Below are 12,234 nucleotides of genomic sequence, written 5' to 3'. Positions count from 1 at the left end.
TTCCTCAACGCGGACGGCGCGCAAACCACAGCGAGGCGGCAAGGAGAGCCAGGAAGCCGAGCGGGAAATAGAGTCTCACGCCAAGCACGGCGAACTGGTAGGCGGCGGCCGCAAGCGTGTGGATGAACTGCAGGAACCAGATGCGGGTGAAGGCGTCCTCGTGCCACTGCGCGTAATATTCCCTATATTGCAGGCCGTAGAGCGCGGCGGTCGCGGCTATCGTCGTCAGTGTCAGCGCGACGAAGGCAGCGGCGAAGGCTGTCTCGCCGGTCTGGCGCCATTGCGCCAGCAGTCGCGCGAGATAGAGGCCGAAGGGGAAGGCGACGAAGCCGCCGAGCGCGAAGAGCAGGAAGACGGCGCGGATCTTTGCCGGTGTCTGCCAGTCGTCGAGCATCAGCCCGCTCAGGGCGCAGACACCAGCGGCGATGCCCCAGCCGATCGCGCCGCCAAGCGTCGGCAGGACAGGCGGAAGCGCCTGCCTCAGTCTCTGTGCCAGCCGCATGCTGCGCGGCGCGGCCGGGCAAGCGCCGACATTCATGATTCTTTCCGCACTGGGGAGCGACCAATTCGGCCCAGTATCATAACAGAGTCTTAATGTTGCGTTTTATCGCGGGCAGGCATCCAATCGGCCGCCGGCCCGTTGACCGCCATCAACCGAAGGAGACGAGCATGAGCGACACCAGCAAGATCCGCGAACATATGGAAGTCATCGGTGCTGACGGGGTTCATGTCGGCACGGTCGACGGCATCGAGGGTGACCGCATCAAGCTGACCAAGAAGGACAGCGGCGAGGGCTCCCACAAGGGCCATCACCACTACATTCCGGCCGCGCTGATCGCGGAGGTCGAAGGAAACAAGGTCCGCCTGTCGGCCAATAGCGACGTGGCGGTGAGCTTCGAGGAAGAAAAATCCGACCCGACCTGACGCCGGCGTCGATCAACCGGCGCGGGCGGACCACACCGGAAACAGGTCGCCCTCCGCCGGCGTCGCGGCAAACACGCCGCGCGCAATGGCCCGGGCCATTGTCGCGCCGGCGGCGGCGTAGAGGTCGATCGCCTCGTCACCCGACATTTCCACTCCACTGCGTCCTGTCGCCAGCGAAAACACGATGTCGCCGTCGGCCGGCGTGTGGGTCGGCCAGATGGCGCGGGCAAAGCCGTCATGGGCTGCCATCGCCAGCCGCTTGGCGGCAGCCTTGGTGAGCACGGCGTCGGTGGCGATGACGGCGATCGTGGTGTTGGCGCCAACCGCCTTGTCACGGAATTTCAGCAATATGCGTCGGACGTCGTCCGGCATCGGCGAGGGGTAGTCGAGGCCGCCGAATTCTTCGCCGATCTCGAAGGGAGAGGCCCAGAAGTGCCGCGTGCGGCCGACCGTGACGGATCCCACCGCGTTGACCGCAGCCAGCGCGCCGATGGTGACGCCGCTGTCGAGCACCGTCGAAGCCGAGCCCAGCCCGCCCTTCAGCCCGGCCGTCAGCGCGCCGGCGCCGGCGCCGGCGGTGCCAAGCGCGAAGTCGGTCGCTGCCACCTTCGCGGCGTCGTAGCCGAGTTCCCGGTAGGGCGGGTAGCGCGCCCAGCCCTTGTCGCCGCCATTGACGAGGTCGAACAGGATGGCCGCGGGGATGACCGGTATGCGCAGCCCGCGCACCTCGAAGCCGACGCCAGATTCGCGGAGCGCTGCCTGTACGCCCGATGCGGCATCCAGCCCGAAGGCCGACCCACCCGACAGCACCACGGCATTGACGGTCTCGACGGAATTGTGCGGTTCCAGCAGGTCGGTCTCGCGTGTGCCGGGTGCGCCGCCCAGCACCTGCGCACCGGCAACAGCCGGCTCGTCGCAGATGATCGCGGTGACGCCTGACTTCAGCCGCTCATCCGCAGCGTTGCCGACGCGCAGGCCCGCAACGTCGGTTATGAGATTGCGCGGGCCGGTCCTGAACATCAGGGATAGACTGTTGGCTTGAAGCCGGTGCCATCGAAGCGGAACAGCCGGTAGGGATTTTCCGCGAGGTCGCCCTTGGCGTCGAACTTCACGGCTCCGAGCGCGGTGGAGAATTCGCGGTTCGACAGGTCCTCCGACAGCGCCGCGTCGGGCGTGCCGGACTCCATGATTGCCTGCCGGGCAACCTCGACTGCCGCGTAGGCCGGCAGCACGTAGCCCAGCACCAGCACGTTGCCCTCGGCAAAGGCGGCTGACGCCACAGGGTCGGCAGTCTCGCGCCATTCGGGCGGCGCCACCATCAGCGTGCCGGCGGCAAGCGGCACGTCGCCTGGAAGGGCGCGCAGGGTCTCGCCGGCGGCGATCACCAGATCGGCCTCGAGTTCGGCGGCGTCACGTCCCATCACGGCAACGTCGCCGGCATCGCCGCCGACGAAGACATGCGTCGCACCGGCGCGCTTCAGGCGTCCGATCATGCCGATCTGGTTGTCGGCCTGGGGCCGGAACGTGTCGACGAAGACCGGTTTCAGTCCGGCCTGTTCGGCGGCAAGCCGCACGCTTTCGGAAATCTCGCGGCCATAGATCGTGCCATCGTCTACGATGGCGAAGAGGTCCTTCTGCCACAGCCGCGACAGAAGCCTGCCGGCGGCCTCGCGCTCGCTGTCGGCGCGTGGGCCCAGCCGATAGACGCTCCAGCCGGTGCGGACCTTGCGGTCGGTAAGGCTGTCGAGGCGCACGCCGACGGCGATCGTTGCAATGCCTGCCTCCTTGAGGATCGGCAGGGCTGCTTCGATCGCTTCGCCGCACAGGAAGCCGACGACGGCCTGGACGCGCGCCGCCACGAATTGCCGCGCCGCCCGCGCACCGCCGGCGGCGGTGCAGGAATCGTCGGCTATCTCGAGGGTGACGGCCGGGTCCTTCAGCGCCTGAGCCGCGGTTTCGGCGCCGGCGCGCATCTGTTCGCCGAGCAGAGCGGAGGGGCCGCTCAGCGGTGCCGCCAGGCCGATGCGAATCTCGGCGGCGGCCTGTCCGGCCAACACCATTCCTGCAAGGGTGACCAGTATTCGGATCGGAATTCGCATGCGGCGGCGTTCGTTCCCCAATGGCCGGTCCGGCGGACGGCGGCAATGTCGGTCAAAGAGGTAAAGGCTGCCCCGGGAGAGCGCAACATGCGAATTCAGGCCTGTCCGGCCTTGGCCCTTGCTTGTTGCGCCTGCCTTCGGGCCATATATACGAATTGTCGAACATGGGAATTTTCTGTGCTGAAGAAGAATGAAGTCGGGCCGCAGACATACCGCGATGCGATGGCGCGCTTTGCCGGAGCCGTCCACGTCATCACGACCGATGGCGCGGCCGGCAGGCGCGGCGCCACGGTCATCGCCGCCTGCTCGGTTTCCGACGCGCCGCCGACCGTCCTGGTCTGCCTCAACCGCGAGAACGCCAAGAACGAAGCCTTCGTCCAGAACGGCAATTTCGCGCTGAACACGCTTGCCAGCGACCAGCAAGCGCTGGCCGAGGCCTTTTCGGGCCAGACCGGCCTGCCGGCCGAGGAGCGTTTCGCGCTCGCGGAATGGGACAGGATTGCCACCGGCGCGCCGACCCTGCTCGGCGGGCTTGCAGTGTTCGACTGCCAGATCATCGACACCAAGGACCATGCCACCCATCGTGTCCTTTTTGGCAAGGTGACAGGGATTCGCATCGGCGATACCCTTCATCCCCTGATCTATTTCAACCGCGACTACCGCATCTCCTGAGCCGCGGCCGGAAGCACGGAGACCTCATGAGCGACCTGAAACCGCGCGCGGTGCCGCAGACCATTGGCGAGACGCTCGAGCTTTTGACCGGTGCCGATTACGTCGCCGACCGTTCGCTGGCGACCGTGCTGTTCCTGGCGCTGCGCATGAAGCGCCCGCTGTTCCTCGAGGGCGAGGCCGGCGTCGGCAAGACCGAGATCGCCAAGGTTCTGGCGCAGGCGCTCGGGCGCCGGCTGATCCGGCTGCAGTGCTACGAAGGCCTCGATGTCTCCTCGGCGGTCTACGAGTGGAACTACGCCGCCCAGATGATCGAGATCCGGATGGAAGAGGCGACCGGAGGCGTCGACCGCAAGGACATGGAAAAGAACGTCTTTTCCGAAAAATACCTGATCCGGCGTCCGGTGCTCGACGCGCTGACCGGCGAGGAGGGGGCGGCACCCGTCTTCCTGATCGACGAACTCGACCGCACCGACGAGGCTTTCGAGGCCTTCCTGCTGGAGATTCTCTCCGACTACCAAGTCACGGTGCCCGAGCTCGGCACGATCAAGGCCAAGGAACCGCCGATCGTCATCATCACCACCAACCGTACGCGCGAGATTCACGATGCGCTGAAGCGCCGCTGCCTCTACCACTGGGTCGACTATCCCGACGCCGCGCGCGAGCTCGAAATCGTCTCGCGCAAGGTGCCGCAGGCCAACAGCCGCCTGTCGGCCGAGGTCGTGCGCTTCATCCAGAAGCTGCGCGAGATCGAGCTGTTCAAGGTTCCCGGCGTTGCCGAGACCATCGACTGGGCAAGCGCGCTGACCGAGCTCGACAAGGTCGCGCTCGACCCCGAAACGGTTTCGGACACGATCGGCGTGCTGCTGAAATACCAGGACGACATCGCGCGCATCGAGCAGGGCGAAGGCCGCCGCATCCTCAAGGAGGTTCAGGCGGAGCTTTCGGCCGCGGCGGAGTAGGGGCGATGGACGCCGCCGTATCCAATTCCGCCAGGCCAGACGGGCGCATTGCCGACAACATCGTCTATTTCGCCCGGGCGCTGCGCAAGGCCGGCATGCGGGTCGGACCGGCCTCGGTGATGGATGCCATCGAGGCAGTGCTCGCCGCCGGCATCGGCGACCGCGACGATTTCTACTGGACCCTGCACGCGGTTCTCGTCTCGCGGCACGAGGACCACGCGACCTTCGACGAGGCCTTCCGCCTGTTCTGGAAGTCGCGCGAGCTGATCGAGAAGATGCTGGCGATGTTTTCGCCCGTCGCCCCCGACCACAAGGAACGGCAAAAGCCGCGCGCGGCGGAAAACCGCGTCACCCAGGCGATGTTTGAGGGCCACGAGAAGAACCAGCCGCCGCGTGAGGTGCCGGACATCGACATCGACGCGCGCTTTACCGTGTCGGGAAACGAAATGCTGCGCGGCAAGGATTTCGCCCAGATGAGCGCGGCCGAAATCGCCGACGCCAAGCGCGAGATCGCCGCGCTCAGGCTGCCCTTCGACACGGTGCGGACGCGCCGCTTCCGCGCCGATGCGCATGGCGGACGCATCGACCCGCGCGCCATGATGCGCCACGCCTCGCGCACCGGTGGCGAACTGATCCTGCCGAAATTCCGCTCGCCGCGCGAGGTGCATCCGCCGCTCGTCGTGCTCGCCGACATTTCCGGCTCGATGAGCCAGTACACGCGCATCTTCCTGCATTTCCTGCATGCGCTGACCGAGAAGCGGCGTCGCGTGCATACATTCGTGTTCGGCACGCGGCTGACCAACCTGACGCGCCAGATGCGCCACCGCGATCCGGACGACGCGCTCGCCGATTGCTCGGCGGCCGTGCAGGACTGGTCGGGGGGCACGCGCATCGGCGACACGCTGCACGAGTTCAACCGACTGTGGTCGCGACGGGTGCTGGGGCAGGGCGCCGTCGTGCTCTTGATCACCGACGGGCTCGAGCGCGACGACGTTGCCGGCCTGTCGGAGGAGATGGAGCGGCTGAGAAAATCCTGCCGGCGTCTGATCTGGCTGAACCCGCTCCTGCGCTTCGACGGCTTCGAGGCGCGTGCGCGCGGCGTCAAGGCGATGCTGCCGCATGTCGACGAGTTCCGCGCCGTGCACAATCTCAATGCCCTGGCCGATCTGTGCGCTTCCCTCGACAAGTCGAGCGCGCGCAATGTCGATCCGCGACTGTGGCTGGAAGGCCGCGCAGCCTGAGTCCTGAAGGAGACTTCGTCATGGAAAATTCCGCACATCTCGATGATGCCCGCGATCCGCTGCTCATCGCCGAAGGCTGGATGAATGACGGCCGCAATGTTGCGGTCGCAACCGTGGTGGAAACCTGGGGCTCGGCGCCCCGGCCGGTCGGCAGCCATCTGGTGATCGACTCAGACGGCAATTTCCACGGTTCGGTGTCGGGCGGCTGCGTCGAAGGCGCCGTCGTCACCGAGGCGGTCGACGTGATAGACAGCGGCAGGCCGAAAATGCTGGACTTCGGCGTTGCCGACGAGACTGCCTGGCAGGTCGGCCTGTCCTGCGGCGGCCGTATCAGGGTTTATGTCGAGCCATTGGTGCAGGGGGCCTGAGCCATGGATATCGCTTCGCTCAAGACCCTCAACGCCGAACGCCGCGCGCGCCGCGCCGCGATCCTGCTGACGGATCTCGGCGACGGCAGCAGCCGTATCGTGCACGAGCATGACGAGGTTGCCGGCGAGCTGGGGGAAGCGGTTGCGAGAGCCTTTCGCACCGGCAATTCCGGGGCAGCCGAGGCCGGCGGACGTAGCTATTTTCTCAACGTGCACCTACCGCAGCCGCGCCTGGTGGTGGTCGGCGCCGTCCACATCAGCCAGGCGCTGGCGCCGATGGCGCGCATTGCCGGCTACCCGCTGGAGATCATCGATCCCCGCACAGCCTTCGCCAGCGCTGACCGCTTTCCGGATGTCACGCTGCACGCCGAATGGCCGGAGTCCGTTCTGGCCGAACATCCGCTCGACAGCTACACCGCGCTCGCCGCGGTGACGCATGATCCAAAGATCGACGATTTCGCGCTCAAGGCGGCGCTCGACGCGAAATGCTTCTATGTCGGCGCGCTCGGCAGCCGAAAGACGCACGCCAAGCGCGTGGAGCGCCTGCTGGCGCTCGGCGCAACGGCCGAGGAGATCGAGCGCATCCATGCGCCGATCGGGCTCGACATCGGTGCGGCAAGCCCCGCCGAGATCGCCGTGGCGGTGCTGGCGCAGATGATCCGCGCCTTCCATGCACGCGGCTCCGGCTTCAAGTCCAAGGGCGAGGCGGCATGAAATTCGGTCCGGTCGCTGTTTCGGACGCAGTCGGGGCGGTCCTGGCGCATGCCACGACCGCCGGCGACAAGCGTTTCCGCAAGGCCCATGTGATCGGTGTCGACGATATCGCCGTCCTGAAGGCCGCCGGCATCGAGACGGTGGTGGCGGCGCGGCTGTCGGCTGACGATCTCGGCGAGGATGCCGCGGCAACGCGGGTTGCTGAGGCGATGCGCCATGCCGGCGTCGAGGCAAGGCCCGCCGCAACCGGCCGCGTCAACCTGCACGCGGTGGCAACCGGTGTCTTCACCGTCGACAAGGCGATGGTGGACCGCGTCAACGGCGTCGACCCGGCAATCACGGTCGCGACACTTGCCCAGTACTCCGCCGTCGAGGCTGGCCAGATGGTGGCGACGGTCAAGATCATTCCATTCGCCGTCGCAGAAGGCCTGGTCGGGCAGGCGGCCGCGATCCTTGAGGCGGGCGAGACCCTCGCCGTTCACCCGTTTCGCCCGATGCGCGTCGGCGTAGTCCAGACCGTCCTGCCCAGCGTCAAGGACAGTGTACTCGCCAAGACGATCCGCATCACGCAGGCCAGGCTTGCCCGTTCGGGCAGCAGCATCGGCAACGAGTTGCGCACGCCGCACGAAGCCGGACCGGTCGCGAAGGCCATCGCATCGCTTGTCGCCGACCATGACATGGTGATCGTCTTTGGAGCGTCTGCGCTGTGCGATTTCGAGGACGTCATCCCGGCGGCGATCCGTGCGGCCGGCGGCGAAGTGCTGCGCGCCGGCATGCCGGTCGATCCGGGCAATCTGCTGGTGCTCGGCCGGCTCGGCAAAACCTCCGTCATCGGCGCGCCGGGCTGCGCGCGCAGCCCCAAGGAGAACGGCTTTGACTGGGTCCTGGACCGACTGATCGCGGGGCTCGACGTGACGTCGAACGATATTGCCGGCATGGGCGTCGGCGGCCTTCTGATGGAAATCCCGACGCGGCCACAGCCGCGCGACATTGCAGCGCCGCCTGCAGCCACCGATGTCCACGCCATCGTGCTCGCCGCCGGACGCTCCAGCCGCATGGGCGGGCCCAACAAGCTGATGGCCCTGTTCGACGGCAAGCCGCTGATCCGCCAGTCGGCCGAGCGTGCGCTCGCCTCGGGTGTGGCCGGCACCACTGTCGTCACCGGCCATCAGGCGGCACGCATCCGCGAGGCGCTAGCCGGCCTCGACGTGCAGTTCGCCCACAACCCGGACTTTGCCGACGGCCTGTCCGGTTCGCTGAAGGCCGGCATCGCCGCCGTGCCGCAGGAGGCGGCGGGCGCGCTGATCGTGCTTGGCGACATGCCGGTGATTTCCGCAGCGGACCTCGACCGACTGATTTCGGCATTTCGCAAGGCCGGCGGCCAGACCGTCGTGCGCGCCACCCACAATGGCAAGCGCGGCAATCCCGTGCTCTTGCCGCGCTCGCTGTTCGGCGCCGTGGCGCAGCTGCAGGGCGATACCGGTGCCCGCCACCTTGTCGAGGCGGAGCTGATGCCGGTCATCGACGTCGAGATCGGCGAGGGGGCAGGCATCGACGTCGATACGCGCGATGCCATGGAAAGCGCCGGTGGCGTGCTGCAGGATTGACGTGATGATTGCAGCGACTTCTGAGCCCATGGCGCGAGCCGGCGCCGTCTGCGCCCGCCTGCTGCTTGCTGCGGCCTTCCTCGTTCTGCCTGCCCTGGCGCATGCCGCCGAGCTGACGCTCAAACCCTTCAAGGACGAGCTCTTCGCCTATCCGGGCATCATCGCGTCTGAGGATGGCGGCGCCTACCGAGTTGTCGACTACAGCGAAGCGCGCGACATCGACAGGCGCGACAAGGTGCCCGAGCGGCGCGTTCACGCGAAATACGTCTCGACCGGCGTGCGCAAGATGCAGCAGGATCTGGCGCTGAAGACCGATGCCGGCACGATCCGCTTCGTCGCCGTCGGCAAGACGGACGGCGCGCGCGTCGTCACGATCTACCTGCACGGGCAGGGCGGCAGCCGCAAGCAGGGTGTCGACGACTATACGTTCGGCGGTAATTTCAACCGCATCAAGAACCTGATGGCCGACAATGGCGGGCTCTATTTGTCGCCCGATTTCTCCGATTTCGGCGCCGGCGGCACAGCCGAGATCGCCGCACTGATCGGCCACTACGCGGAAAAATCTCCCGGTGCGCCGGTGTTCGTCGCCTGCGGCTCGATGGGCGGCGCGCTGTGCTGGTCGCTGGCCAACGACAAGACCGTCGCGCCGCGCCTGTCCGGGCTCCTGCTCTTGGGCTCGCTCTGGGACGACGGCTTCGCGTCGAGCGCGGCTTTCAAGCGCAGGGTTCCTGTCTTCTTCGGCCAGGGCAGCCGCGACACGGTGTTTCCTGTCGACAGCCAGGAGGCCTTCTACCGCTCCATTCTGAAGAAGGCGCCGGGCTACCCGGCCCGCTTCGTGCGCTTCGAAAGCGGCACCCACGGCACGCCGATCCGCATGACCGACTGGCGCGAGACGCTCAACTGGATGCTGTCGGCCGGGCGCTAGCGCTCAGGGCGCGGTGTCGTAGTCGAGGACGGTTTCAGGGTTGATCTCGCCATCGTAGGAGGCGTCGACCTCGTACTTCACCAAAGAGAAATCGCCGTTGCGGAAGATCCACAGCCCGCTCGACGACGCATCGCCGATACCACGCCAAAGGCTGTGCGCGGAAATCGACTGCGTTGCGCCATCGAAGGCCGAGTTGACCAGCCGGTCGGCGGCCAGGAAGCCGATGATGTTGACCGAATCCACTTGGCCGTCGGGATTGTCGTCAACATAGCGGACGTCGATGTCGGGTGTGGCGAACTGCAACTCGCGCAGCCCGTCCAGTTCGTTGTGCAGGTAGTAGACGTGGGTGATGTTGTAGGCTCCCATCGAACAGAAGAAGCGGAAGAGCCGCGCCTCACGCATCGGCTGCTCGTCGCCGTCCGTCTTGTAGCGGTAGGGGATGGGGTAGGAGACCGGCGCCTCCTCGCCTTCGGGCGCCAGGTCGGGCTCGCAGTCAGCATGCGTCGCATCGAAAGCCGCCTGGGCCTGCTGCAGCAGCGCATCGGTCGCTTCAGGGACCGGCGCGTCCGGGCATTGCGCCGGGACAGAATCCTCGAAGGCCGTCTCGACTGCCTGCAGGCTGCCCTTCTCGATATGCAGCGGGTTGAAGGGCGGCTCCTGGATCTGCGGGTTGACGAAGCGCGCCGTGTAGCAGCCGGCATAGACCTTTTCACGGCCATCCGTGTCGATGGAGAGGATGGCGACCGGCACATAGACGAAGGTGCTGCCGGCGGCTCCCTCCGACGCCGGGCTGCCGGTCAGGACCTTCACTTCCGCCGTGGCTTCATAGCCCTGGGCGAAGGCCGCGAAATCGCTGGCCGGCTTCTCGTCGCCGAAGTAATCCCATGCACGCGCATATTCGTGGCGGTTGATCGCGTTGTAGAGCGAGCGGACGAGGGAAGTCGCATCCGTGCGGTCGTCGAGATAGGCTGGCTCTGCGGCGCCGGCCGAAGCGGTGGCGAGCACCGTTGCGAACAGGGCGGCCGGCACCGCCAGAAAAATCGCCTTCAACATGATTGCCTCCTCGAAACCGCGTCTGGCCCAATCTAGCATCGATTGCGGCGCGCGCATGGCCTTGCGCAGGCGCGGTAGCCATCACTATCTCAGCCAGTGCACGCATACCGCGCGCAGGGAGAATTTTCGTGGCGCTATCGATGTATGATATTTCCGTTCCGGTGTTTTCGGAGCGGCTCAGGGCCCTTGGCCACGTGCTTTCCAAGGCGGAGGCCAACGCAGCGGAACGCAAGATCGATCCGCAGGTCTTCCTGCAGGCCAGGCTTGCGCCGGACATGCTGACGCTGACCCGACAGGTGCAGATCGCCACCGACCACGCCAAGCGCGCCTCGGCCCGCCTGGCCGGCAAGGAGGCGCCGCCCTACGACGATACGGAAGCGAGCTTTGCGGAACTGCACGCTCGGATCGCGAAAACCATCGACTATCTGAAAAGCCTTACTCCCGGCGATATCGAGGGATCGGAAGAACGGCCTATCGAACTGAAGGTCGGCCAGCGCGAACTGAAATACGCGGGCGCGCAGTACCTGCTGAATTTCGCCATGCCGAATTTCTACTTCCACGTGACGACGGCCTACGCCATCCTGCGTCACAACGGTGTGCCGCTCGGCAAGCAGAGCTTTTTCGGCGCCGACTGAAGGAGCCGGGCCGGGCCGGCTATTTCAGCGCCATCTCGCGGGCGAGACGCGGGAAGTCGGCAGGCTTGACGCCGATATCCGCGCGGTCGGCATTGCTCATCGCATGGAGCAACGCCAGTGCGGCGCGGTATTTCGCCTCTTCCTGCGGGCGTGGTCGGGAGAAGAATTCTGTTCGGAAACCCATGAGCTATAGCCCCTTCCTGTTTTCCTCCCGACGCTGAATGTAGGTGATTCTCGCGAATTGTGCAGTGCAGCATCTGCATGGCAGCCATGCTCCGCAAGGCCGTTGCGCCGCGGCTGTTGTCATCATCCGGCAAAGACTGGCATGCCGTGAAACTTCCGGGCCGGCCGCGCCGTATTTGCTGGCGATGTCCGGGACTTTGCAGCCGGGCATCCACTTCCGGGCTGCACCCTTCGGTGTAGCCCGGCTTTTTTCGACTAAATTGCAGTGCTTTCGAGACAGGCATTTTTAACGCTCCACGCGCTACTGTCGCCATCTGACACGGCGCTTCAGGCGCCGGCATGGAGGCGACCACGGGAAGCAAGACGCATAGCGATTTCAGCGCGTTGCTGGACGATCTGTTCGTTGCCCGCGACGAGCAGGAAGACTCGGCCGCCCGGCCGACGATCCCGTTCGACTATCTCGCTGTGGTCGATGAGCTGCATTCCGGGCGCATCCGTGTTTCGGGTCGTGATGCCGATGCCACCTACCGTGACGCGCTAGCCGATGAGCAGTCGGACACCGACCTGCCGCATGACGAGGCAGAACCCGAACCTGTCCGCGCTTCCGAGCCCGAGCCGCCGCTTTCGGTCGATCCCGATGTCATCGCCGCCGAACTCGGCCTCTCCTCCGTGCGTGCCGCCGAGCTTGGCCGGTTGCGCCGCAGTTTTGCGATGAAGAACCATCCCGACCGGGTGGCGCCGCATCTGCGTTCGCGCGCATTGGCCCGAATGCAGGTCGCCAACGGCCTGATCGACGAAGCCCGGCGTCGGGCCGAGAGGGCATCAGCCCGCTGATATTTGCAGCCCGTCGCGTC

Annotated in this window: 15 protein-coding genes; 10 read left to right on the top strand and 5 right to left on the bottom strand. The window is 66.3% G+C overall.

Going from position 1 to position 12,234, the window contains the following annotated elements; genetic code table 11:
* Positions 1–4: 4 nt before the first annotated feature.
* Positions 5–538, bottom strand: a complete 534-nt coding sequence (locus tag ACT2BZ_RS22080) for a hypothetical protein (protein WP_457937786.1) — start codon at positions 536–538, stop codon at positions 5–7.
* A 131-nt stretch (positions 539–669) separates the two neighbouring features.
* Here ACT2BZ_RS22080 and ACT2BZ_RS22075 point away from each other — a divergent pair, with 131 nt between their 5' ends.
* Positions 670–924, top strand: coding sequence for a DUF2171 domain-containing protein (locus tag ACT2BZ_RS22075; protein ID WP_457937784.1), 255 nt, complete (start codon positions 670–672; stop codon positions 922–924).
* Positions 925–936: 12 nt separating this feature from the next.
* Here the strand turns inward: ACT2BZ_RS22075 and ACT2BZ_RS22070 are convergent, their stop codons facing one another.
* The gene (locus ACT2BZ_RS22070; protein ID WP_457937782.1) at positions 937–1,944 is read right to left on the bottom strand and encodes a P1 family peptidase; all 1,008 of its coding nucleotides are present in this window, start codon (positions 1,942–1,944) and stop codon (positions 937–939) included.
* Positions 1,944–3,023, bottom strand: coding sequence for a branched-chain amino acid ABC transporter substrate-binding protein (locus ACT2BZ_RS22065; protein WP_457937781.1), 1,080 nt, complete (start codon positions 3,021–3,023; stop codon positions 1,944–1,946). The genes ACT2BZ_RS22070 and ACT2BZ_RS22065 overlap by 1 nt, the downstream gene beginning before the upstream one ends.
* A 177-nt stretch (positions 3,024–3,200) precedes the next feature.
* Here ACT2BZ_RS22065 and ACT2BZ_RS22060 point away from each other — a divergent pair, with 177 nt between their 5' ends.
* From ACT2BZ_RS22060 to ACT2BZ_RS22030, 7 genes are read left to right on the top strand one after another with little or no spacing between them, the layout of a single operon-like run.
* On the top strand, positions 3,201–3,695 hold the full coding sequence (locus ACT2BZ_RS22060) for a flavin reductase (RefSeq protein WP_457937780.1): 495 nt from the start codon (positions 3,201–3,203) through the stop codon (positions 3,693–3,695).
* A gap of 26 nt (positions 3,696–3,721) precedes the next feature.
* The gene (locus ACT2BZ_RS22055) at positions 3,722–4,654 is read left to right on the top strand and encodes an AAA family ATPase (protein ID WP_457937778.1); all 933 of its coding nucleotides are present in this window, start codon (positions 3,722–3,724) and stop codon (positions 4,652–4,654) included.
* 5 nt (positions 4,655–4,659) lie between these two features.
* Positions 4,660–5,895 carry a vWA domain-containing protein gene (locus ACT2BZ_RS22050; RefSeq protein WP_457937776.1) on the top strand — a complete coding sequence of 412 codons (1,236 nt, stop codon included), beginning with the start codon at positions 4,660–4,662 and terminating at the stop codon, positions 5,893–5,895.
* 20 nt (positions 5,896–5,915) lie between these two features.
* The gene (locus ACT2BZ_RS22045; protein WP_457937774.1) at positions 5,916–6,263 is read left to right on the top strand and encodes an XdhC family protein; all 348 of its coding nucleotides are present in this window, start codon (positions 5,916–5,918) and stop codon (positions 6,261–6,263) included.
* 3 nt (positions 6,264–6,266) lie between these two features.
* Positions 6,267–6,977 (top strand): XdhC family protein, encoded by a 711-nt coding sequence (locus ACT2BZ_RS22040; protein WP_457937772.1) that lies wholly within the window; start codon positions 6,267–6,269, stop codon positions 6,975–6,977.
* Positions 6,974–8,584, top strand: coding sequence for an NTP transferase domain-containing protein (locus ACT2BZ_RS22035; RefSeq protein ID WP_457937770.1), 1,611 nt, complete (start codon positions 6,974–6,976; stop codon positions 8,582–8,584). The genes ACT2BZ_RS22040 and ACT2BZ_RS22035 overlap by 4 nt, the downstream gene beginning before the upstream one ends.
* 28 nt (positions 8,585–8,612) lie before the next feature.
* The gene (locus tag ACT2BZ_RS22030) at positions 8,613–9,509 is read left to right on the top strand and encodes an alpha/beta hydrolase (RefSeq protein ID WP_457941414.1); all 897 of its coding nucleotides are present in this window, start codon (positions 8,613–8,615) and stop codon (positions 9,507–9,509) included.
* Between the two features lie 3 nt (positions 9,510–9,512).
* On the opposite strand, the gene ACT2BZ_RS22025 is transcribed toward ACT2BZ_RS22030, so the two are convergent.
* Entirely contained in the window at positions 9,513–10,562 is a 1,050-nt protein-coding gene (locus ACT2BZ_RS22025; RefSeq protein WP_457937768.1) for a DUF1176 domain-containing protein, read from the bottom strand.
* Positions 10,563–10,690: 128 nt separating this feature from the next.
* On the opposite strand from ACT2BZ_RS22025, the gene ACT2BZ_RS22020 reads away from it, so the two are divergent.
* Positions 10,691–11,197, top strand: coding sequence for a DUF1993 domain-containing protein (locus ACT2BZ_RS22020; protein ID WP_457937767.1), 507 nt, complete (start codon positions 10,691–10,693; stop codon positions 11,195–11,197).
* Between the two features lie 19 nt (positions 11,198–11,216).
* On the opposite strand, the gene ACT2BZ_RS22015 is transcribed toward ACT2BZ_RS22020, so the two are convergent.
* The gene (locus tag ACT2BZ_RS22015) at positions 11,217–11,381 is read right to left on the bottom strand and encodes a hypothetical protein (protein ID WP_457937765.1); all 165 of its coding nucleotides are present in this window, start codon (positions 11,379–11,381) and stop codon (positions 11,217–11,219) included.
* A 338-nt stretch (positions 11,382–11,719) separates the two neighbouring features.
* On the opposite strand from ACT2BZ_RS22015, the gene ACT2BZ_RS22010 reads away from it, so the two are divergent.
* Complete coding sequence (locus ACT2BZ_RS22010; protein WP_457937763.1) at positions 11,720–12,214, top strand: hypothetical protein; 495 nt, start codon at positions 11,720–11,722, stop codon at positions 12,212–12,214.
* The last annotated feature ends 20 nt before the right edge of the window (positions 12,215–12,234 follow it).

The organism is Mesorhizobium sp. 10J20-29, assembly GCF_054130485.1.
Note: the sequence above shows the minus strand (reverse complement) of the source record. Positions and strands in the feature narration are given on the sequence as shown.

Bases quoted from the DNA above. Each gene is read 5' to 3' on its own strand.
- ACT2BZ_RS22050 (WP_457937776.1), top strand. From the start codon at position 4,660: ATGGACGCCGCCGTATCCAATTCCGCCAGGCCAGACGGGCGCATTGCC.
- ACT2BZ_RS22065 (WP_457937781.1), bottom strand. From the start codon at position 3,023: ATGCGAATTCCGATCCGAATACTGGTCACCCTTGCAGGAATGGTGTTG.
- ACT2BZ_RS22075 (WP_457937784.1), top strand. From the start codon at position 670: ATGAGCGACACCAGCAAGATCCGCGAACATATGGAAGTCATCGGTGCT.
- ACT2BZ_RS22035 (WP_457937770.1), top strand. From the start codon at position 6,974: ATGAAATTCGGTCCGGTCGCTGTTTCGGACGCAGTCGGGGCGGTCCTG.
- ACT2BZ_RS22010 (WP_457937763.1), top strand. From the start codon at position 11,720: ATGGAGGCGACCACGGGAAGCAAGACGCATAGCGATTTCAGCGCGTTG.
- ACT2BZ_RS22055 (WP_457937778.1), top strand. From the start codon at position 3,722: ATGAGCGACCTGAAACCGCGCGCGGTGCCGCAGACCATTGGCGAGACG.
- ACT2BZ_RS22070 (WP_457937782.1), bottom strand. From the start codon at position 1,944: ATGTTCAGGACCGGCCCGCGCAATCTCATAACCGACGTTGCGGGCCTG.
- ACT2BZ_RS22080 (WP_457937786.1), bottom strand. From the start codon at position 538: ATGAATGTCGGCGCTTGCCCGGCCGCGCCGCGCAGCATGCGGCTGGCA.
- ACT2BZ_RS22030 (WP_457941414.1), top strand. From the start codon at position 8,613: ATGGCGCGAGCCGGCGCCGTCTGCGCCCGCCTGCTGCTTGCTGCGGCC.
- ACT2BZ_RS22045 (WP_457937774.1), top strand. From the start codon at position 5,916: ATGGAAAATTCCGCACATCTCGATGATGCCCGCGATCCGCTGCTCATC.
- ACT2BZ_RS22015 (WP_457937765.1), bottom strand. From the start codon at position 11,381: ATGGGTTTCCGAACAGAATTCTTCTCCCGACCACGCCCGCAGGAAGAG.
- ACT2BZ_RS22025 (WP_457937768.1), bottom strand. From the start codon at position 10,562: ATGTTGAAGGCGATTTTTCTGGCGGTGCCGGCCGCCCTGTTCGCAACG.
- ACT2BZ_RS22040 (WP_457937772.1), top strand. From the start codon at position 6,267: ATGGATATCGCTTCGCTCAAGACCCTCAACGCCGAACGCCGCGCGCGC.